The 20,370-nt window shown below is 42.4% G+C and carries 20 protein-coding genes; 5 read left to right on the forward strand and 15 right to left on the reverse strand.

Translation table 11 applies throughout. The features are described 5' to 3' along the window. Positions 1 to 62: 62 nt before the first annotated feature. The 5 genes from XDD1_RS18850 to XDD1_RS09145 all read right to left on the reverse strand — a co-directional run bounded on the left by XDD1_RS18850 (position 63) and on the right by XDD1_RS09145 (position 4,291). Positions 63 to 221 (reverse strand): DUF2474 domain-containing protein, encoded by a 159-nt coding sequence (locus tag XDD1_RS18850; protein WP_071827259.1) that lies wholly within the window; start codon positions 219 to 221, stop codon positions 63 to 65. Further along, a complete protein-coding gene (gene cydB, locus XDD1_RS09130) occupies positions 202 to 1,209 on the reverse strand; it encodes a cytochrome d ubiquinol oxidase subunit II (protein WP_045970535.1) in 1,008 nt (335 codons plus the stop codon). The genes XDD1_RS18850 and cydB overlap by 20 nt, the downstream gene beginning before the upstream one ends. Next, on the reverse strand, positions 1,199 to 2,548 hold the full coding sequence (locus tag XDD1_RS09135; RefSeq protein WP_045970538.1) for a cytochrome ubiquinol oxidase subunit I: 1,350 nt from the start codon (positions 2,546 to 2,548) through the stop codon (positions 1,199 to 1,201). Before XDD1_RS09135 ends, cydB begins: the two co-directional genes overlap by 11 nt. 194 nt (positions 2,549 to 2,742) lie before the next feature. Next, positions 2,743 to 3,492 (reverse strand): hypothetical protein, encoded by a 750-nt coding sequence (locus XDD1_RS09140; protein WP_045970539.1) that lies wholly within the window; start codon positions 3,490 to 3,492, stop codon positions 2,743 to 2,745. A gap of 262 nt (positions 3,493 to 3,754) precedes the next feature. Next, positions 3,755 to 4,291, reverse strand: coding sequence for a TetR/AcrR family transcriptional regulator (locus tag XDD1_RS09145; protein WP_045973428.1), 537 nt, complete (start codon positions 4,289 to 4,291; stop codon positions 3,755 to 3,757). Positions 4,292 to 4,457: 166 nt separating this feature from the next. On the opposite strand from XDD1_RS09145, the gene XDD1_RS09150 reads away from it, so the two are divergent. Next, complete coding sequence (locus XDD1_RS09150) at positions 4,458 to 4,982, forward strand: HPP family protein (RefSeq protein WP_045970541.1); 525 nt, start codon at positions 4,458 to 4,460, stop codon at positions 4,980 to 4,982. 436 nt (positions 4,983 to 5,418) lie between these two features. Here XDD1_RS09150 and yegD read toward each other — a convergent pair whose 3' ends face one another. Further along, positions 5,419 to 6,771: a molecular chaperone gene (yegD, locus tag XDD1_RS09155; protein WP_045970543.1), complete on the reverse strand. Its 1,353-nt coding sequence runs from the start codon at positions 6,769 to 6,771 to the stop codon at positions 5,419 to 5,421. Positions 6,772 to 6,939: 168 nt separating this feature from the next. Between yegD and XDD1_RS09160 the strand changes: the two genes are divergently transcribed. The 3 genes from XDD1_RS09160 to XDD1_RS09170 all read left to right on the forward strand — a co-directional run bounded on the left by XDD1_RS09160 (position 6,940) and on the right by XDD1_RS09170 (position 10,299). Further along, positions 6,940 to 8,361: an aminotransferase-like domain-containing protein gene (locus XDD1_RS09160; protein ID WP_045970545.1), complete on the forward strand. Its 1,422-nt coding sequence runs from the start codon at positions 6,940 to 6,942 to the stop codon at positions 8,359 to 8,361. Positions 8,362 to 8,487: 126 nt separating this feature from the next. Beyond that, on the forward strand, positions 8,488 to 9,057 hold the full coding sequence (locus XDD1_RS09165) for a HutD/Ves family protein (RefSeq protein ID WP_045970547.1): 570 nt from the start codon (positions 8,488 to 8,490) through the stop codon (positions 9,055 to 9,057). A 300-nt stretch (positions 9,058 to 9,357) separates the two neighbouring features. Then, entirely contained in the window at positions 9,358 to 10,299 is a 942-nt protein-coding gene (locus XDD1_RS09170; RefSeq protein WP_045970549.1) for an omptin family outer membrane protease, read from the forward strand. 79 nt (positions 10,300 to 10,378) lie between these two features. On the opposite strand, the gene lhgO is transcribed toward XDD1_RS09170, so the two are convergent. The 3 genes from lhgO to XDD1_RS09185 all read right to left on the reverse strand — a co-directional run bounded on the left by lhgO (position 10,379) and on the right by XDD1_RS09185 (position 14,666). Continuing rightward, positions 10,379 to 11,569: an L-2-hydroxyglutarate oxidase gene (lhgO, locus tag XDD1_RS09175; RefSeq protein WP_045970551.1), complete on the reverse strand. Its 1,191-nt coding sequence runs from the start codon at positions 11,567 to 11,569 to the stop codon at positions 10,379 to 10,381. Positions 11,570 to 11,612: 43 nt separating this feature from the next. Continuing rightward, positions 11,613 to 13,562, reverse strand: coding sequence for a TRAP transporter permease (locus tag XDD1_RS09180; protein WP_045970553.1), 1,950 nt, complete (start codon positions 13,560 to 13,562; stop codon positions 11,613 to 11,615). Between the two features lie 69 nt (positions 13,563 to 13,631). Beyond that, positions 13,632 to 14,666: a TAXI family TRAP transporter solute-binding subunit gene (locus tag XDD1_RS09185; protein WP_045973429.1), complete on the reverse strand. Its 1,035-nt coding sequence runs from the start codon at positions 14,664 to 14,666 to the stop codon at positions 13,632 to 13,634. A gap of 379 nt (positions 14,667 to 15,045) precedes the next feature. Between XDD1_RS09185 and XDD1_RS09190 the strand changes: the two genes are divergently transcribed. Continuing rightward, positions 15,046 to 15,861 (forward strand): alpha/beta fold hydrolase, encoded by an 816-nt coding sequence (locus tag XDD1_RS09190; protein ID WP_045970555.1) that lies wholly within the window; start codon positions 15,046 to 15,048, stop codon positions 15,859 to 15,861. Between the two features lie 202 nt (positions 15,862 to 16,063). Here XDD1_RS09190 and XDD1_RS19420 read toward each other — a convergent pair whose 3' ends face one another. From XDD1_RS19420 to ychF, 6 genes are all read right to left on the reverse strand, one after another. Next, positions 16,064 to 16,258 (reverse strand): hypothetical protein, encoded by a 195-nt coding sequence (locus XDD1_RS19420; protein ID WP_148885971.1) that lies wholly within the window; start codon positions 16,256 to 16,258, stop codon positions 16,064 to 16,066. A gap of 284 nt (positions 16,259 to 16,542) precedes the next feature. Then, positions 16,543 to 16,725: a hypothetical protein gene (locus XDD1_RS09195; protein WP_045970557.1), complete on the reverse strand. Its 183-nt coding sequence runs from the start codon at positions 16,723 to 16,725 to the stop codon at positions 16,543 to 16,545. A 128-nt stretch (positions 16,726 to 16,853) separates the two neighbouring features. Then, the gene (locus XDD1_RS09200; RefSeq protein WP_045970559.1) at positions 16,854 to 17,036 is read right to left on the reverse strand and encodes a hypothetical protein; all 183 of its coding nucleotides are present in this window, start codon (positions 17,034 to 17,036) and stop codon (positions 16,854 to 16,856) included. A gap of 452 nt (positions 17,037 to 17,488) precedes the next feature. Beyond that, positions 17,489 to 18,067 (reverse strand): NAD(P)H-dependent oxidoreductase, encoded by a 579-nt coding sequence (locus tag XDD1_RS09205; RefSeq protein ID WP_045970561.1) that lies wholly within the window; start codon positions 18,065 to 18,067, stop codon positions 17,489 to 17,491. An 80-nt stretch (positions 18,068 to 18,147) separates the two neighbouring features. Beyond that, a complete protein-coding gene (locus tag XDD1_RS09210; RefSeq protein ID WP_052705676.1) occupies positions 18,148 to 19,116 on the reverse strand; it encodes an AraC family transcriptional regulator in 969 nt (322 codons plus the stop codon). Positions 19,117 to 19,210: 94 nt separating this feature from the next. Then, positions 19,211 to 20,302: a redox-regulated ATPase YchF gene (gene ychF / locus XDD1_RS09215; protein ID WP_045970563.1), complete on the reverse strand. Its 1,092-nt coding sequence runs from the start codon at positions 20,300 to 20,302 to the stop codon at positions 19,211 to 19,213. Positions 20,303 to 20,370: the final 68 nt, after the last annotated feature.

Genomic DNA, 20,370 nt, shown 5'->3' on the forward strand with positions numbered 1-20,370 from the left:
AATTTTGTGGCTGGGGGAGATAAATTGAACCCGTTGTTAATTGTATTTTAAAAAGTGAATTATCACTTAACCTTCATTCCCGCCAGGGTCATTAACGCGCGAAATAACGTGGAGACGGCGTATAAGGCCAGGACACTGCAAAACCAAATGATTACCAGCCAGCCTAAGCGCTGCCATAATGAAGGGCGTTGTGGTGCTGTTTTAATGGTAACCTTGTTCATGGCTGATTTTTCCTCGGAAGACATAATAACTCCAAAAGGTATAAGTCAGAATAATCGGGATGATAAACAGGGCGCCAACCAGCATAAAGCCGAGCGACTGAGGCGGAGAGGCGGCCTCTTTATAGCTGATAAAGGGAGGGATAATATTCGGCCAAATGCTGATCCCCAATCCCGTGAAACCCATGAAAATCAGTAACAGTGCAGTCAGAAACGGGGTGTAGTGGTTTGAGTTTGCAGACGCTTTTAATAGCTGCCAGCTTGACCCTAATACCAACAATGGTACGGGCATAAAGAAAAACAGATTTGGTAAGCTGAACCAACGTTCAGCCACTGTTGGGTGAGCGAGTGGCGTCCATATACTGATAATGGCAATCACCGCCAGCATCAGCAAGGTTAAGGGACGCAGAACACGGGACATCTGTTGTTGCAGATGACCTTCGGTTTTCATCACCAGCCAGCCGCATCCTAATAAGGCATAAGCGATAATCAGGCCAAATCCACAAAATAGGGGAAAAGGTGCCAGCCAATCAAAATAGCTGCCGGTATAAACACGATTTTCGACAGGAAAACCGGTAATCACCGCGCCAACAACAACACCCTGCATAAAAGTAGCGAGCATTGAACCGACAATAAAGGCCTTATCCCAAACGTGTTGGTGCTTTGGCGTGGCCTTGAAGCGAAATTCAAACGCCACGCCACGAAATATCAAGCCCAATAACATTATGGTCAACGGAATTGCCAGTGCATCCAGAATCACGGCATAAGCCAATGGGAACGCACCAAATAATCCGGCACCGCCCAGCACCAGCCAAGTCTCATTCCCATCCCAGACAGGAGCCACAGAATTCATCATCAAATCACGATCGGCTTGCCCCTTAATCGTGGGATATAAAATACCGATGCCCAGATCAAAACCATCCATCACGATATACATCATGGTGCTGAATATGATGATCAGGAACCAAATAAGAGGAAGATCAATGCCCATGTACGGATTCCTTATTTGAGTTTTGTGGGAGGCCTTTACGGATAAGTTTCATCATATAGGCGTAACCCATACCGAAGACGGCGGCATAGACGACAAAGAAAATAAGTAAGCTGATACTCATGTGGATTTCGCCATGGGCGGATACCGCATCTTTGGTACGCATTAAGCCATAGACGACCCACGGTTGACGGCCAATTTCGGTGGTGAACCAGCCCGCCAGAATCGCAATAAGGCCGGAAGGGGCCATAAACAGCATAAAACGGAGAAAGAACCGATTTTCATAAAGGCGCTTTTTATGCCGCAGCCATAGCCCCCAGATACCGGCCACAATCATCAAAACACCCAGTCCCACCATGATGCGAAATGACCAAAACACCATAAAAACATTTGGGCGATCTTCTGGCGCAAATTCTTTCAGTGCCGGCACTTGTTTATCCAGACTGTGTGTCAGGATCAGGCTGGCAAGATAGGGAATTTTGACGGCATACCGCGTCTCTTCTGCTTTCTGGTTGGGAATCCCAAACAAAATCAATGGGGTCGCTTCACCGGGATGATTTTCCCAATGGCCTTCCATCGCGGCGACTTTAACGGGCTGATGTTTTAGTGTATTCAACCCATGCATATCGCCAATCATGGCTTGTAATGGCGCAATAATCAGGATCATCCACATCGCCATTGACAACATTTTCCGCATGGCGGATGAATCATGGCCTTTCAGCAGATGCCAGGCCGCAGATGCTGCAATGAAAAATGCTGAGGCCAGAAATGCCGCTGTGCCCATATGCAGCAAGCGATAGGGAAAAGAGGGGTTGAAAATCACCGCCAGCCAATCAATTGGAACGACTTGATTATTAATAATTTCATGGCCTTGCGGTGTTTGCATCCAGCTATTGGAAGCTAATATCCAGAATGTCGAGATAATGGTGCCGAGCGCCACCATGCAGGTGGCAAAAAAGTGCAGTCTTTCGCCAACCCGCTGCCAGCCAAACAGCATAACGCCGAGGAATCCGGCTTCAAGAAAAAATGCCGTCAGTACTTCATAAACCAACAACGGGCCGGTAATTGTACCGGCAAAGTCAGAAAAAAAGCTCCAGTTAGTGCCGAACTGATAAGCCATCACCAAGCCGGAAACCACGCCCATCCCGAAATTAACCGCAAAAATTTTTGACCAGAAATGGTATAGCGTCTTGTAGTCCGTATTACGTGTTTTAAGCCATAAGCCTTCCAATACTGCTAAAAAACTGGCTAAACCGATCGTAATGGCAGGAAAGATAATGTGAAAGGAAACCGTAAATGCAAACTGTATCCTTGCGAGCTCAAGGGCATTTAACCCTAACATAATGACCTCTTATTTGAAATCTATTGGGGATATGGGTAAACGAAGTGAGAAGGTGCAGACAAGTAGAACACAGAGATTTTAGGTATAATAGTGACAATTTTTTGTTTATTGGCTATAACAGTTACTCAGCCTGCCGAGTGATCGATTTTCGGCAAGCTGGGGGCGGTATTTGTTTTCCAGATTTTCAGGAGGGATTAAAGAAGATGAAATAATCGGGATAAGCCGTCATATCTTTCTTCCTCTTCCTTTTCCTCGTTCTTTTTTTGTAAATGTCTTGCATAGTTAATCCATATAAAAGATTCTGGCCCATTCCAGGGTGGAAATGTAGGATTATTATTCTTCCAAAATTGGACTTTTTCAGCGATCTTGTGATTGGTTCTGTGCCTAAAAATCCATCTTAGCTCTTTTCCAGTCATACTATTATAATATTTATTCATATTATGTTTGTTAGTAACACTTTCCATATCGATACCATCAAGGATGAAATGTACATGTATATTCTTAATTAATTCATTATTGCCTATGCTTACCCATGACAGTCCCCCTTTGCATTTTCTCCCCATTATTGTCCTATTGTATTCTAAACTTTCAGTTACACTGATATATTTTTCGTCGTGTTTTAGGTGATTAAAGAAATTATCTTTATATTTTTTGTATTCATCGTTTTTAGTGTAATTGTATTTGCTTTCCATATCGTGGATTTTGGCTAATTTATTCTCATTATTGGTGTCAATATTTTTTTTAACAAAACATTTAATTTGGTCTAATTCCGCAGGTATTAGATAATAATCAATGACTGTTGGAGGATAACCGTACTCATTGATAGGAACGCGGGCATCTTCAAAGGCTTTAGTTCCATTAATATACCGAGTCCTCTCAGGGTTTAATCCATATATTAAATCGCCTTTATAAAATTTTGTTCTAAAAGGTGGGTTAAATGGCATATTTTATCCTTTTTATCAATTAACTTAAAATTGGATTATTATAATCACTCTTTTTTTAAAGAAATTTTATTTATTTATGTAGTTATTTAAACAAAAGTTAAAGATAGGTAAAAATAAGTCATTGTTAGTCAAATGGGATTTTATACAATTATTTTAGTCGCCAGTTACTTTATTACAGTAGGAAGCGACTTATCTCTTGAATCCTATATAAAAAGCAGGCTTTAACGTCATCAGTAATTAAAGCTGCCTTATTTTGAGAAACTCAGAGCATGGCTTTTGCCCCCATCCGGTAAATTCGTTCACAGCCAGTCACCTCACCAAATTCAGCCCGGACTATCATGCCTTCGATAAACGTTATCAACGTTTCTGCTTTAGTTTCAGCGTCTTTTTGGTTGGAGGGAAAAATAGAGGATAACAGCGCTTTTAGCCACTTTTTATGCTGTTGAGCCTGTTTGACAATAGTTTCGTCATGGCCTTTAAATTCGGCCAGGGCGTGCATAAACAGGCATCCTTTAAAATCAGGGGATTGGAACCATAAAAAATGCCAGTCAAGGATCGCATTCAGCTTGTTTTCCGTTCCTTCTGAGGCCGATACCACGCTATTGAGTGACGCTTCAAATCTGTTATGTCTCCTCATTAATAGGCTTTCAATCAGCTTGTTTTTAGAGCCGAAGTAACGATACATAGAGGTTTTTGACACACTGGCTTTATCCCGAATCAAATCAACGCCGACTGCGTTGTAACCGAATTCATTAAACAGTGATTCCGCAATATCTAAGATGTGTTCTTTTTTGTTCATCGTCATTTTTCTTCGTTATTCCTATCAGCCTTGATTAATAACCTTATTTAATGAAAGGTTGTTTTGGAGTGTACAGATCTGTACTATTTATTAAGTGAACAGATCTGTACATACTGTATCATGCTGACTGAATAATAGTGCATATTAATTATCTGGAGAATCAAATATGAGTAAATTGAGCGGCGGCGGTGTTTTACCACCAAAACCAGATTTTATTCAATTAATTAAAGGGTTATTGGGAGGGTTTCTGGGTATTTTGGTACTGAGTTATTTAAGTCAGACAACAGAGTATCCGTGGCTAATGGCTCCGTTTGGGGCAACTTGCGTTATCCTCTTCGCGGTTCCGGCTTCTCCGCTTGCTCAACCGAGAAATGTGATTGGCGGTCATTTACTGGCCACGGCTGTCGGGCTTATCACATTATATACATTGGGAAACGCTTTAATTGTGATGTCGCTATCGGTGGGAATAGCCATTATGTTGATGCAACTGCTTAGAGTTGTCCATCCACCCGCAGGGGCTAATCCGTTGGTTATATTTTTGGCCGGGCAAGAAGCGGTTGGTTTTGATTTTCTTTTTACCCCTGTGTTGATGGGTAGCGTGGCGCTTGTTGTGATTGCCTCTTTTATTAATAACATGGGTAAAGAAAATCGTTGGCCGATATATTGGTATGGGTTTACCAGAAGAAAATAGGGTTGATACGGGACTGACTGCTTGACCGGATGCGGGTATAATCGGGCGTTCATTTGTCCATCAATTGATTGAACAATCTCCGGAGCATGAAACAATGTTGATGACCATTGCAGAAGAGCTTGAGCAAAAAGGGCGCGAGCAGGGTATCGGCAAGGTATTGAACAAGTATCAGGCAGGGTATCGAGCAAGGCCGGGAGGAAGGTAAACTGGAAACGGCGCGCGCATTATTACGGCATGGTGTCAGTTTGGACATCATTGTTACCAGTACTGGACTGAGCCGGGATAAAATTGAAGCGTTAAAACATTAAATGACTCTGCCCTTTCATCGCTTTCATCAAATAGGAGGCGGGATCATGCCCGCCGTCCTATACCAAATCATCATGCCGCTCAAATTTCCTTCACAAAACGTCAGCGCGCACTAATACAACAATGACAATTAAGCAAAACAGATTTTTGCCCAGCGTGCCAGTCCTGTTGTGACTGAGCCGAAGTAATTACCCCCAACCAACGGAATCCCCGGTAACTCCTGTTCAACCGTGTGGCGTAGAACAGGTGAACTGGCTGAACCCCCGGTCATAAAGATCACATCGGGTTGGGTTCCACTTTGTACCACGGCTTCGCTGACTAATTTCGCCATTTTCTCTTTGGTGGATTCGATCGCGGCAATCATCTGGTCACGCTGGATATTTACTTCAATAATTTCTGAAGATAGATTCAGTTTAACGCGATGTTCAGACTGCTCCGAAAGCGCAATTTTGGCTTCCTCCGCGCTGCGAACAAGACTGTATCCCAGTGTGTCTTGATATACTTTCAATAAGCGTGCTAATTTTTCTGGCTCTTGGGCATCTCTGTGCAAGGATTTTAATGCGGCAAAATTCTGGCGGGAGTAAAACTCTTTCTGAGCCTGTATATCGTTAATGGCAATCGGGTTCCAGAACTGGGTCAATGGCATCTCAATACCTGAGGCAACTTTGCTTCCCAAGCCAAAAGGGTGCATCAGTTGCTTGAAGGTCAGATGAATATCTAAGTCATTCCCGCCAATACGTTGCCCCGTGTGCGCCAGTAAACTGTCATTGCGTTCAAATTGACCTCGCCAGCTTGGCCCCATTTGAATAACGGAACAATCGGTTGTTCCGCCGCCAATATCGACGATCAATACCGTTTTATCTTCTGTTAATGTGGCTTCATATTCCAAACCGGCTGCCACGGGTTCAAATTGGAATTCAATATGGCGAAAACCTGCCCGTTTTGCTGCATTAAGTAAAATCCCTTCAGCTTGTTGATTTGATTTATCGCCACCACGCCCATGAAAATTGATTGGGCGCCCAATGACGACATCTTCGACAGTTTGCTGTTTATTGGCTTCGACTTGTTGTTTGATATTAGCCATCATGGCGCAAACCAGATCCTCAAAAAAACTAATTTGAGTCTCTCTTAAGCCCATTGCGCCCAAAAAAGATTTCGGTGATTTAACGTAGTAAATATCTTGCGGATCTTCCAAATATCGCGCTAATGCTTGTTGCCCAAATACGATATCTGCGGGTAAAAGTTCGATGCCTTCCTCACGGTTTGCAGCAACCGCACTACGAAGCAGTTGCTCACCCGCCTGATTGTTTGGTCTGATATTCCAGTGGCGAAATAAATGCTCGGAAACGGATTCTCGGCTCGGTGCAGCCAGAGCAGAAGGCATATAAAAGTTATCATTTTCGATAGCAATAAGCTGCGGTGTATCGCCGATCATTTCTGCTACCGCGCAATTTGATGTGCCATAGTCAAAACCGATGAACATAAGTTTCCTCATTTTTAAGCGTGGAAAATTTCAAAAAGGGCGCAGATGCTAGCTTAAATTAGCTTGAAACGCGAGCTTAGAGGAAAAAGTGCATCTTGAAGTATGATGAGTATAATACTGAAAATTTTTTGCTAAATACCTATAACAGTTTAAGCAAGGGTCAAGCATATGACGCGTTACGAACAATTGGCTGGCATGATCCGCCAGCAAATAGAGGACGATATTTGGCAAGTGGGGGATAGATTACCGTCACTGCGGGAATCGGTGAAATCGTCGGGTTTGAGCTTGATGACTGTGCTACAAGCTTACCAGTTGCTGGAAAGTCAAGGATGGATAGTGGCACGTCCACAATCAGGATATTATGTTGCCCCCCGATTAAAACCTTTTGCGGCGGCAAAGGGAGGAAAAGAACTCAATTTAACTGAAAACGTGGAGATCAGTGCGTCTATTTTTGATGTTTTGCAGGCCTGCAAAGATCCGCAAATCATTCCTTTTGGTTCGGCATTTCCCGATCCCTCCTTATTGGCCGAGCCAAAATTGTCAAAAATACTGGCTTCCGTTGCCCGCCGTTTTGTTCCACACAGTTCGCTGGCAAATCTGCCGCCGGGCAATGAAAAGTTACGACGCAATATCTCCCGTCGCTATGCCGCCCACGGTATTCATGTTTCCCCTGATGAAATTGTCATTACTGCCGGCGCAATGGAATCATTAAGTTTCAGTTTGCAATCCGTCACTTCGCCGGGTGATTGGGTGGTGATTGAATCGCCCGCTTTTTATGGCGCGCTACAGGCGATAGAACGGTTACGTTTGAAAGCCATTGCCATTAAAACCGATCCGCTCACGGGTATTGATTTGGATACGTTGCAGCAGGTTGTACAGAAATATCCCATAAAAGCCTGTTGGTTGATGTCACGTTTTCAAAATCCGTTGTGCAGCACCATGCCGCCCGAAAATAAACAGCGACTGGTAGAGATTTTGAATCACAGCCAGATTGCCTTGGTTGAAGATGATGTGTATGGCGAATTGTATTTCGAGCAGGAGCCTCCGGCACCGATAAAAGCCTGGGATACAGAAAATAATTTTATGCACTGTGCATCATTCTCAAAATGCCTTGCCCCCGGTTATCGGGTAGGTTGGGTTGCAGCAGGCAAACACGCAAAGAAAATTCAGCAACTCCAGATGATGAGTACGGTATCTGCCAGTACCCCAACCCAGTTGGCGATTGCCGATTATCTGGCGCAGGGCGGGTATGACAATCACTTGCGTCGATTAAGGCGGCAGTTGGAACAGCGGCAAAGCCGGATGCTATGGGCAATCAGTGAATACTTTCCCCAATCCGTGAAAGTTAACAGCGCACGGGGTGGTTATTTTCTTTGGCTGGAGTTTGAATCGCCTTTTAATGCTAACCGGCTCTATCAACTGGCGTTGGCAAAGCATATCAGTATTGCGCCCGGTAGTATGTTTTCCACCAGCGCTCAGTTTGATCATGCTTTTCGCCTGAATACTTCGTTTGCCTGGAATGAAACGCAGGCTTTGGCAATGAAGGAATTGGGGAAGCTGTGCCATCAGCTTTTAAAGGAATGCGGGTAATCAATCACACTTCAACGACTTTGATATTGTCGCAAGAGAAATTATTTGCCAATGTGCCTATTAACATTTTGACGCTGATTATCTTTTGGCTTTGTAAACAGAATATAAAAGTGGTGAGGGAGTGGCATGAAAATAAAATGTTTCGATTATGCAACATTACCAAGGCTGCAATGGTCTGAAGGGAAAGGCGAAACAAGGGATATTGTTTGCTGGCCTGTGTCTGATGATTTTGCCTGGCGAGCCTGTTTTACGACCCTCCATCAAAGCGGAGTAGTGGGGCAATTTCCTGATATTGAACGCACAATCATTTTATTAAAAGGGAAGGGTATCCGCTTGACCAGTCCGGGGTTTCTGGAACACGAGCTGGTGAAAAAGATGACGCCATTTAATTTTTCAGGCGATATTCTGGGACATGCGGAATTATTGGATGGTCCCGTTCAGTGTTTCAATATCATGACTCGCCGTTCATGTTGGGCTTCTGAGGTTTCAGTCATTTCTGAGGAACGTTTACTGCCAACATCACACAGCGGTGTACTCTATGTTTTAAAAGGGCGTTGGGAAATGGCAGGCGCAAATTGTGTCCAGCTTGCTTTTGGCCAAGGTGCATGGTGGTTGCCGGATATTAGGGAAGGGATAATTAAGCCACTGGTTGCAGATAGTCAGTTGTTATGGGTCGATTTACGCCCGATAGGGTGAACGGGATCATCGTTGAAAACCAATATATAAGCGGCCTGTTTTTATAACAGGCTGTTGAATTTTATTGATTAAAATCCAATAGTTAAAAGTTTTAATCAAAAAATCCTGCCTAAAAAATGAAAAATAGCTAAAAGCGTATAATCTTAATCTATGAACATATAACGATAAAAGTAATACGACACAAATATTATCATTTCCTTTGTTGATAGTTAAAGAAATTATCTCTTTTATCCGTGAGTGGCTGTCAGATAACAGGAAATAGAAATACTCAGCTTTTGTTCTGATAAGGTAATGATAAGTATGATTAAAAACTTGATAGTAATTCCATTAGTCACTTTATCTTTTGGAATTATGGCACAACCCGCGTCATCACAATATTATTGGGGAGATAATAGCGTCTCTTTTATGCTTGGGCTTGGCTGGCTGAAAGGCGAATCTAATGAACATCTTTATGGATATTCCGAAGACCCGAAATACAAAAGCAGTCAATTGAATTGGAAAATAGGTGATGCCCTGATTGCCAGAGGCAAAGTTTCCTGGGAGCCTCTTGACAGATTAACCGTGAATGGGGGTGGTTGGGTTAAATTATCATCCCGCAATAGCAAAATGGATGATTATGACTGGTTGGATGTAAATCAAAGCCATTGGACTCATTGGTCAACCAGCCCAGATACTTCCTTGAATGATGCCAATGAATTTGATTTAAATGCCGCCGGTTGGCTAATCAAACAACCCAATTACAAATTGGGTGGTGTATTGGGTTATCAGGAAACACGTTTTAGCTGGACGGCTTATAGTGGACATTATATCTATGATAATGGCGCTAATATCGGGGAATTTCCTTCTGGGATGGCAGGGGTGGGCTATAAACAAAAATTTAGTTTGCCCTATATTGGGTTAACCGGGCAGTATCGTTATCAGGATTTTGAATTTAACCTGTTACTGAAATATAGCCCGTGGGTAAAAGCCCGAAGCAATGATGAGCATTATATGCGTCGTTTAACTCTGCCCCAGAAATCGGATAAGGTTCGTTATTATGGTGTCAGTATTGATGCCGGTTATTATTTAAATCAAAATACAAAGATCTATACGGCATTTACCTGGAATAAATATCGTGAAGGTAAAGGCAAAACAAAACTCATCTATTATGATACTGGCTACACCAATGAGTTAGGCGACGATTCTATCGGAATTGAAAACCGAAACTACAGCATAGATCTTGGATTACAGTACCATTTCTAGCTTTCTTGTTATTACATTACTGGCGTAACTGACAGCTACCGTTTTCTTCGGTATCTGTCAGTTTAAAATATATTTCTCCTCACAGTTCAATAAAATATCGTTTCACTATTTCCCGGCCAATCTCCATTGACGCCGTGGCTGCCGGTGAAGGTGCATTGCAAACATGCAGTGAACGGCGACCTTTCACGAAGTGAAAATCATCCACTAATTTGCCATCGGTGGTAAGTGCTTGGGCGCGAACACCGGCTGGCCCTGGTGTAATATCTTCTGGCTGCAAATCAGGAATAAGCTGGCGGGCATTTTCAGTAAAAAGCGAGCGAGAAAAGGAGCGTCGCATTTCGGCCATGCCTTCACAGAAATAACGGGTGGCGATTTTCCAGAATCCTTTGTAAGCCAGTACCTCTGCCATATCCCGTAGATTGAAGTCTGTCTTGTGATATCCCTCACGCTTAAAGGCCAGTACAGCATTGGGGCCAACATCCCGTTTACCATTGTGCATTCGCGTAAAATGAACGCCGAGAAAAGGGAAATCGGGATTGGGCACGGGATAAATCAGGTGATTGACCAGATAATTTTTACGGTTATTTAAAACATAATATTCACCGCGGAAGGGGACGATTTTCATCCCTGTTTCATAGCCTGCCAGTTTGGCAATTCTGTCGCTGTGCAATCCGGCACAATTCACTAACCATTTTGCCTGATAATGGGTTTGCTGAGTTTGTATCTCAACATAATCATGATGCTCACAAATACCTTGTACTTGCTGTTGATAATGAAGTTCGCCACCTCTGGTCTGGATAATTTCAGCCAATTTGGCGGCAATTTCCGGGTAATTCACGATCCCGGCATCCGGCACCAATAGTGCCTCAAGGCCGTTGACATAAGGTTCACGCTCTTTCAATTGGGCTTGCGAAAGCAGGCTAACGTCAAGGCCGTTCTTCAATCCTCGCTGATAGATATTTTCCAGCAAAGGCAACTCCTTGAGTTGCGTTGCAATAATCACCTTACCGCAACGGTCGTAATATAATCCGTGCTGCTGACAAAACGCATATATTGAGCGGTTTCCCTGTTTCGCCAGCCGTGCCTTTAAACTACCTGGAGTGTAATAAATGCCGGAGTGCACAACGTTGCTGTTATGGCCGCTTTGGTGTGCCGCCACGCCATTTTCTTTATCTAACAATAGCAAGCGCAGGTGCGGATGCTGTTCTTGCAAGGCATTGGCGGTGCCAAGCCCGATTAATCCTGTACCAATGATAATGACGTCATACATTTTTAGGATGTTCCTCATTATTTTTGTTTTTACACGTTCCGATTTATTGCGTAACCGATTTATTGCGAAAGAAGTGCATAACACCTGCGGCGACAATCAATATCACCCCGGCCAGATCTGTGATCATTCCTGGTTTGATTAACAGAATTGCGGCAATAGCGAAGAGAATTCGCTCTAACCAATGGGTTTTGTACATCCAAAAATTAGCGCTGGCAATGGAAAGCGAATAGATGCCAATCAGGGCAGTCAGGATCATATATCCAATAGATAAGGCGTTTAAGTCATCACCCTGCATCAATAATGCCGGGTTATACACCAAAATAAAGGGAATGATAAACCCTGGCAGCGCCAGATAGACGGCATTCCACGAAGTCTGTATGGGATCAGCACGGGCAATGCTGGCAGCCGTATAACTGGCAAGTGCGACAGGCGGTGTAATATTAGAAAGTGCGCCAAACCAGAAAACAAAGAAGTGGGCGGCTAAGGGTAAAACTCCCGCTTTGATTAATATCGGTGACACTGTCACGGCAACAACGATATACAAGGCCGTTGAAGGCAGCCCCATGCTGAGGACAATACAAACAACCATAACAACCAGCAGGATCATCCACAGTGTGTTGTCGGTCAGGGAGACAATATTGAAAGCGAGTGTCGAGCCAATGCCTGTCATGGTGACAACACAGATAATCACGCCAATGGCGGCACAGGCAACGGTGACCTGAATCGCACCACGGGCAGCTTCATTGAGGGCAGCGGCAATTTTCTTGGGCGTCATGCGCACGGAAGTATCTGGTGTGATCCAACTTGCGAGGATAATCGCGATAATACCGAGAAAACCGGCATAAATAGGTGTTTTCCCGGCTAATAACGTCCCGATCACGATAAATAGCGGCAGTAACAACAGGCCACGGGATTTTAGAACCGTTTTGACTTGGGGAATATTTTCTTTGCTGACACCTTGCAATCCTTGTTTTTTGGCTTCCAGATCAATAGCAATAATCAGGGCGGCGTAATAGAGCAGTGCCGGAATGATGGCTGCAATCACAATGGTGGTATAAGAAATGCCCAAAAAACCCGCCATAATAAAGGCAGCGGCGCCCATAATCGGTGGCATGATCATGCCGCCTGTTGATGCCGCTGCTTCAACAGCGCCGGCAAAACGGGGAGACAGGCCGATATTTTTCATCAGCGGAATGGTGAAGGTGCCGGTTGTAGCAACATTGGCGACCGCGCTGCCACTCAGTGATCCGGTCAGGGCGGAGGAAATGACCGCAACCTGAGCAGGCCCACCGCGGCGGCGTCCGGCTATTGCCATCGCAAGGTCATTGAACAATGCTGTCGCACCGCTGACACTTAAGAAAGCGCCAAACAGGATAAAAACCATGATTGCCGTTGATGCTGTGGAGAGGGTAATACCAAAAATACCTTCGCTGGTCATAAATAAGCGAAATAATAGGCGCTCAAGTGAAAATCCGGCATGCCCGAAAATACCCATAAAATACTCTCCGAACAGGGCATAGATAATGGCAAACAGGGATAAACCCGGTATGAAATAGCCGGTCGTGCGCCTTGCTGCCTCAAATAATACCGCGATACCCATCACAGACATCACATAATCAGTGGTATTGGGAATGCTGTTGCGGACAACATGCAAGTCAGTGTAAGTAAAATAAAAATATCCATAACTGACCAAGGTGAGCAAAATAAAAAAGTAATCCCAATAATTGAATTTGGCGGTTGAATAACGTTGAGAAATGGGGAACAGAATAAAACCTAAGCTCAAAATACCCGCGAGAAATATCGCATTGCGGTAAAATTCCTGCGTATTGGATAACGCATTGGCATAGATAGCATAAAGGGAAATGGCGATGGCAAGTATCGTTGTAAGCTTCAAATAGAGGCCGGTTAAATGGCGGTTGCCTGATCCGGCTTCTTTATCCAGCTCAATGTTATTTGGTTCAATCGTGGATGGCGTTTTATTATCAGTATTCATGGTGACTCCATAATATTATGGCCAATAACATGGAAAATCAGGTTGAAATTTAGGGTGTCAGGTCAAAAATCATGGTTGTTTGTCCGCAGATTTCAGTTCTGGAGGGACAAGATAGTCCGGAATATTCAGGCCAATCTCACGATAATATTGATAGGCACCAAGATGTAATGGAACGGAAACCCCTTTCAATGCGTTTTCGGGCAGAATATATTTCGCGGAGCTGTGGATTTGATGGACTTCCTTCTGATTTTCAAACATCACTTTAGTTAATTCATAGATGGTTTTTTCATCTATTTTGCGGGTTGTCATCAGAATATTGGGTTGTGCAATCGTTTGGATGGGTTGTGTTTGGCGTGGATAAGTCTTTGGTTGAATGACGAAGCGAAACCATGAATTGGCGATAGCGTTAATCTTTTCCAGTTGTTCATCGGTGACGTTTAGAATACGGGCAGGAACGCCACTGGCATACATATCTGTGACGGCCGATGCCGGTACACCGGCAGGTAAGGCGCCACCATCAAGACGACCATCCCGCATGGCTGAAACCGTATCACCATAACCAAGATATTCTGGACGGATATTTTGTTTGCTGAGGTTAACACCTTGCAGAATAATCAAGGTAGATTGTTCAGTCCCACTGGCTTGTGGCCCGACAGAAAAACGTGTTCCGGTAATATCGTTTAGTGTTCCATCCTTGATTTTATCGTCTAATAACACAAAGTGTTCTACATTCGGCCAAAGAACAGAGATAGAACGTAGATCCTGATAAGGGTGGTTTTTGAAATTTCGCACTCCTTGATAGGCTTCGACGGCGATCAAACTCTGTAAAATAGCGAGTTGAGCTTCATTCTTCTGGAGTAGATCAATATTTTCAATCGAACCGGCTGAGGATTGCCCTGTAACCTGAATATCCTCCTGTTTCAAATGGTGACTCCAGATATTGGCTAATCCCACGCCCATTGGGTAATAAGTTCCACCTGTGGACGCCGTTGCTACGGAGAGAAAACGTCTATTAGTATTTTCTATTTTTCCTGTCATGGCCATGATAACCAGGGCAATGGCGATCATAGCCGTTAATAGGAGCTTTACTTTTGAGGAAGCCATATTTTTTATTGTCATAATGTGATTACCCGATGATGTTGTGTCATAAATAGAGGTTAACTATTTGCATTAGCTTGTATACAACATTACCTGTCTGGTTCAGAGTTTCATGTTGAAAATTTGTGATAGGTGTTTTGTATACCGTAAAAAATAAACGAAAAATATGAAGTCACTGATAGATTTTAAGTGAAAGAAATGCCCTGTATAATCTTGCAGGGGATAAAAAAATCAGGTTTTATGAACAAATATCATATTCACTTTAGAGAAAGCCAAAACAATAAAAATCTCTGTTGTTTTATGATGGTTTAATATTAATGCTTTGTAAGCTAATTCAATAGCTTCCTTAAACTAATCTGTTATTGATTTTTGAGGAGATAGAATAATGGCTACCATACGTAACTATAATATTAAAATCCGTTATGCCGGTATTTCGGTAATCGATAGTGGCGGTAATGGATTGCCTGTGTTGTTAATTCATGGCAATTCCAGTTGTAAAGAAGTCTTTCGTCATCAAATTAATCAGTTAAAAGGAAAGTATCGGGTTGTGGCGTTAGATTTACCTGGACACGGTTTGTCATCAAATGCGACTGAACCACGTCAAGCTTATTCAATGCCTGCTTATGCCCACACGGTTATTGAGGTACTGGAAAAAATAGGCATTAACAGAGTCGTGGTTTTGGGCTGGTCGTTGGGGGGGCATATTGGGTTGGAAATGTTGGCCCTATTCCCTAAAATGATTGGCTTGATGATTTGTGGTACTCCGCCGGTAGCAGCGGGCGCGAATAACGTGGCTCTTGGTTTTCGCCCTGGCTTGGGGCTTGCCGGCAAAGCGGAATTTACTGAGGAAGATATTAAGCATTTTGTCTCTGATACTTACGGGATGAATGGATTTCAAGAACCTTTTATTGTTGAAGCGGTGGTAAGGACCGATGGATTGGCACGGCAATATATGTTTGAGGCGTTTCTTTCTCCTCAGGCAACCGATCAAAAATTATTGGCTGAAACCAGTGAAATACCGTTAGCGATTGTTAACGGGGCAGATGATCCGTATATTAATTTTTCTTATATCGATGGGCTAAATTACCGAAACCTTTGGCAAGAAAAAGTGTTTAATTTGGCGAATGTTGGTCATGCACCGTTCTGGGAAGCGCCTGAATTATTTAATCCAGTCTTAGTTGAATTCCTTGAGGGTTTTTAGTGTAATTGGGTATGGTAATCCATTGATGAAGATAAATGATAGTGGGAGCTTTTTATTACATATTTATTTCAATAAGTTAGATTAAAAACTCCCAATTATTATAACCTTAACACTTTTATTCACCGTTGTTTTTTCCAGATTCAATTTTAACTTCCTGCTATAAAATCGACCTTAAGTTTTAATTGAATTAAATAACGCTGAATTATAAGCAAAAATCTTTAGCTAACTTTAATAAAAGACCACTGGCAGGTCCACCATCAGGTATTAGAGAACATACTCCTGCGGCAATCGCATCATAAGGTTTTGGAATAAACCCAGCAGTGTATGCATTTGCATTAGCTGTGACAATTGCTCCCAAGATTAATGAAAGCATACAAGCGGATAATTTTCTGTTCATGGTCTGTACCTCATAGAGTTTTTCAATGAAATTGGGTATGATAACCCATTAATAAGGATAGATAATAGTGGGGGCTTTTTATTACAGATATATTCAATAAATCACCTTAAAAAGCTCCCAACTATTATAAGCTTAACATTTCTATCTGCCATTATTTTTTCAGATTCAATTTTAACTTCTTGCTATAAAAGTAGTCCTAGGTTTTAATTGAATTAAATAATGGTAAGGATATTCTTTTATTCACAGAATATCCTTGTTTTTATCTGTAAAATATTAACGCTGAATTATAAGCAAAGGTCTTTAGTTAGCTTTAATACAAGGCCACCGTCAGGTATTAGATTACATAATCCTTTGAGAGCTTCTCCGTATTTTCCTGGAAAAAATCCAGCAGTGTAGGCACTTGCGTTAGTTGTAACAACTGCGCCTAAGATTAATGAAAACATACAAGCGGCTAATTTTTTGTTCATGATTTTTACCCCGTAGAGTGAGAGACTAATATCAACAAAATATAAATATCAATAATATATTATATAGTGTTAACATCAACTAGTTACAGAATGTCTTTGTTTTTGATCTGCACAACATTAACACTGAGCTATAAGCAAGCAGTTTTAGCTATTTTTAAGGCGGTACTACCATCAGGGATTAGATTACATAACGCGACGAGATCTTTACCCACATCACCCCCAAAAAGTCCAGCAACAAACGCATTTGCGTTAGCGGTAATAATTGTTCCCAGAATTAATGAAAGCATACAAGCAGCTAATTTTCTGTTCATGGTTTGTACCTCATAAAGTTAGGGATTAATATTAATAAAACCTACATATTAACGACGTAACGACGTCGAATGGTGTTAACATCAACGTGAGTGCTTGTGTCAACATACTCATTTTTACAAGTGTTCTGGGTTCTTGGCTATTGATTTTCTCATTACATTTATATTTTATTTACAAAATAATAGCGCTTGTTTTTCATTTTCTTATTGGAGAAAGATACACAACTATATGTAAGTAATATTTTTTTGTAATTTGATTTATTGTTAATGTTAATAAAGTGTTTGTTTTTTTGGTGATAATTAATGATGTTATTTTTTATATTTTGGTTAAGGATTTTATATTGTATTGATTTTGGGGGAGATAAAAAATCCACCTGATATACAAGTGGATATATACGATCTTTATCTTCTGGATGATGATCGGAATTGATTAAATATACAAAACAAATCAATGCTTAGAAAAATTCGGATAAATGTTTTTTTAATTGTTTAATGTATTGAGAAACTTGTGGGTTTTTTATCACATCATAGCAAGCAAATGTTGGGAGTGGAGACATCCCTAAAAATTGGTTTGCTTTATGGAAAGGGTAGTAAACACTGTCAATGCCTTTTCCTTCAAAAAATTGATTGGGATCTTCAAATGATTCCAGAGGTGCATTCCAGGTTACCGAAAACATATAAGTTTTGTCTTGTATTAGGCCACCTGAGCCATATTTTTTGGCAGGATCATGACGGGTTCGTCCATCATCTTTAAACAGGGTACTGCGGCCAGCACTAAAAACTTCATCGACATATTGCTTTAAAATCCACGGGGCTTCCATCCACCAACCCGGCATTTGATAAATAATGCTATCCGCCCAAAGAAATTTATCCACCTCTGCGGCAATGTTATAGCCTTTATCGACATGGGTAACCTGAATATCATGGCCTATTTCTGTCAGGTGATCTTTAATAATTTCGGTTAAGGTGTTATTTAGCTCTCCTTTGGATTCGCCAAAATCTTTTGCTGAATTGATAACTAAAATATGACCCATAATAATCTTCTGTTTTATTCTATTGATAAATCGAAGATTATCTTAGGATTGATTTTGATGGAATGTGTGCCTGTTTATGGTCAATCGTTGCCTGATCCTCCAGTCATCTCTATTTTTTTGGTTTGGTTTATTCGAAACCGTTTCATATCCCGGCAGGGAGGTTCACCAAAAAGGCGACTATACTCACGGTTGAATTGGGACGTGCTTTCATAACCCACCTGAAATGCGGTTGTTGTCATGTTGTGATGTTGGGTCAGTAATATTCGCCTTGCTTCGTGTAAGCGTAACCATTTCTGGTATTGCAGTGGGCTCATAGAAGTGACGGCTTTGAAGTGATGGTAAAAAGAGGAGGGACTCATTTTGGCGATTTGAGCCAGTTGTTCAACTTTAACGGGTTCGGCAAAGTGTTCTTTTAGCCATTTAATGGTGTGACTGATTTGATGACTTGGCGTTTCTTGGGAAGCCATTTGCTGCAAACGTTCCCCCAGTTCGCTTTTTAGCAGACGATAAATAATTTCTTGATGAATTAAGGAGGAGAGGACGGGGATATCTGCCGGTGTGTTTACTGTATCTAATAGACGATTAAAGCAGTTCAATAGATCAGCGGTAGCAGAGGTCGTCGCCAGTGCACATGTATCTTGTGTTTGATTTTGATTTTTTATTATGACCTTATTTTCAACCATTAATTTTGATGCTTCCTGCATATCCAGTTTTAACATCAGGGCAAAAAAAGGTTTTTCCTTAGAGGCAGTGCAAATCTGAGTAATGGTAGGGATATTTATTGAAGTCACAATGAGTTGTTGGGGATTGCAACAATATGAGCGGTCACCGATTGTCACCCGTTTTGCACCTTGGGCAATAACCATAATACTCGGTTCATACAACCAGCCAATGGGAGCTGTGGGCTGTTCCAGATGGCAAAGCGTCAGTTGGGGAATTGCTGTTTTTACCGCATGAGTATTGGGTCGAGCCAATGTCGCTACTTTGCCTGCCAATTGTTGTAACTGGATTTCGATTTCTCTATCGGATTGGTGATGTGATTCATCCACTTTTTATTTCCTTATCTTTTAAAAATTATGATGATAAGAAAAATCCACGCTATTGCGTGGATTTTGTTGAAATACGTTGAGACAAGAGAAACGATTAGACGTTAAACAAGAAATTCATCACATCGCCATCTTTCACGATATACTCTTTCCCTTCTGCGCGCATTTTACCGGCTTCTTTTGCCCCTTGTTCACCTTTGTAAGTGATGAAATCTTCAAACGCAATAGTTTGGGCACGGATAAAGCCTTTTTCAAAATCGGTGTGGATTTTACCCGCAGCTTGTGGGGCGGTTGCACCGACAGGGATCGTCCAGGCACGCACTTCTTTCACACCCGCAGTAAAGTAAGTTTGCAGGTTCAGCAGTTGATAGCCGGCACGAATAACACGGTTCAAGCCTGGTTCTTCAAGACCTAATTCCGCCATGAATTCTTCGCGGTCGGCATCTTCCAGCTCGGCAATATCCGCTTCAATTGCCGCACAAACCGGAACAACGACAGAACCCTCTTTTTCTGCAATGGCGCGGACGGTATCAAGGTGTGGGTTATTCTCGAAACCGTCTTCATTGACGTTGGCAATGTACATGGTGGGTTTCAGAGTCAGGAAGCTCAGATAGCGAATGACGGCCTTTTCTTCTGCATTCAGATCCAACGCACGTAACATGCCGGCTTGTTCAAGGTGGGGAAGGCATTTTTCCAGAACTTCCAGTTCTGCTTTCGCGTCTTTATCGCCACCTTTGGCTTTCTTCTGTATCCGGTGGATAGCGCGCTCGCAGGTATCCAGATCCGACAGCGCCAGTTCAGTGTTGATAATGTCAATATCAGCAGCAGGATCAACTTGGCCAGAAACGTGGATAATGTTGTCGTTTTCAAAGCAGCGCACGACATGGCCGATGGCTTCGGTTTCACGAATGTTGGTCAGGAACTGGTTACCCAAGCCTTCACCTTTTGACGCGCCTTTTACCAGACCGGCAATGTCCACGAATTCCATCGTGGTTGGCAGAATACGTTGTGGTTTAACAATCTCAGCCAACTGGTCGAGACGGGGATCTGGCATCGGCACAACACCTGTGTTTGGCTCGATAGTGCAGAACGGGAAGTTTGCTGCTTCGATACCTGCTTTGGTCAGCGCATTGAATAATGTAGATTTCCCAACGTTAGGCAGGCCAACGATACCGCATTTGAATCCCATATTTTTATCACCTTAAATCACTTATAAACCAACGAGCAATATGCTTGTCGGTGAGTTAGACAAAATTG

The organism is Xenorhabdus doucetiae (assembly GCF_000968195.1).
GTDB lineage: Bacteria > Pseudomonadota > Gammaproteobacteria > Enterobacterales > Enterobacteriaceae > Xenorhabdus > Xenorhabdus doucetiae.

Coding starts and splice junctions, on each gene's coding strand:
- XDD1_RS18850 (WP_071827259.1), bottom strand. CDS start 221: ATGAACAAGGTTACCATTAAAACAGCACCACAACGCCCTTCATTATGG.
- cydB (WP_045970535.1), bottom strand. CDS start 1,209: ATGGGCATTGATCTTCCTCTTATTTGGTTCCTGATCATCATATTCAGC.
- XDD1_RS09135 (WP_045970538.1), bottom strand. CDS start 2,548: ATGTTAGGGTTAAATGCCCTTGAGCTCGCAAGGATACAGTTTGCATTT.
- XDD1_RS09140 (WP_045970539.1), bottom strand. CDS start 3,492: ATGCCATTTAACCCACCTTTTAGAACAAAATTTTATAAAGGCGATTTA.
- XDD1_RS09145 (WP_045973428.1), bottom strand. CDS start 4,291: ATGAACAAAAAAGAACACATCTTAGATATTGCGGAATCACTGTTTAAT.
- XDD1_RS09150 (WP_045970541.1), top strand. CDS start 4,458: ATGAGTAAATTGAGCGGCGGCGGTGTTTTACCACCAAAACCAGATTTT.
- yegD (WP_045970543.1), bottom strand. CDS start 6,771: ATGTTCATCGGTTTTGACTATGGCACATCAAATTGCGCGGTAGCAGAA.
- XDD1_RS09160 (WP_045970545.1), top strand. CDS start 6,940: ATGACGCGTTACGAACAATTGGCTGGCATGATCCGCCAGCAAATAGAG.
- XDD1_RS09165 (WP_045970547.1), top strand. CDS start 8,488: ATGAAAATAAAATGTTTCGATTATGCAACATTACCAAGGCTGCAATGG.
- XDD1_RS09170 (WP_045970549.1), top strand. CDS start 9,358: ATGATTAAAAACTTGATAGTAATTCCATTAGTCACTTTATCTTTTGGA.
- lhgO (WP_045970551.1), bottom strand. CDS start 11,569: ATGTATGACGTCATTATCATTGGTACAGGATTAATCGGGCTTGGCACC.
- XDD1_RS09180 (WP_045970553.1), bottom strand. CDS start 13,562: ATGAATACTGATAATAAAACGCCATCCACGATTGAACCAAATAACATT.
- XDD1_RS09185 (WP_045973429.1), bottom strand. CDS start 14,666: ATGGCTTCCTCAAAAGTAAAGCTCCTATTAACGGCTATGATCGCCATT.
- XDD1_RS09190 (WP_045970555.1), top strand. CDS start 15,046: ATGGCTACCATACGTAACTATAATATTAAAATCCGTTATGCCGGTATT.
- XDD1_RS19420 (WP_148885971.1), bottom strand. CDS start 16,258: ATGAACAGAAAATTATCCGCTTGTATGCTTTCATTAATCTTGGGAGCA.
- XDD1_RS09195 (WP_045970557.1), bottom strand. CDS start 16,725: ATGAACAAAAAATTAGCCGCTTGTATGTTTTCATTAATCTTAGGCGCA.
- XDD1_RS09200 (WP_045970559.1), bottom strand. CDS start 17,036: ATGAACAGAAAATTAGCTGCTTGTATGCTTTCATTAATTCTGGGAACA.
- XDD1_RS09205 (WP_045970561.1), bottom strand. CDS start 18,067: ATGGGTCATATTTTAGTTATCAATTCAGCAAAAGATTTTGGCGAATCC.
- ychF (WP_045970563.1), bottom strand. CDS start 20,302: ATGGGATTCAAATGCGGTATCGTTGGCCTGCCTAACGTTGGGAAATCT.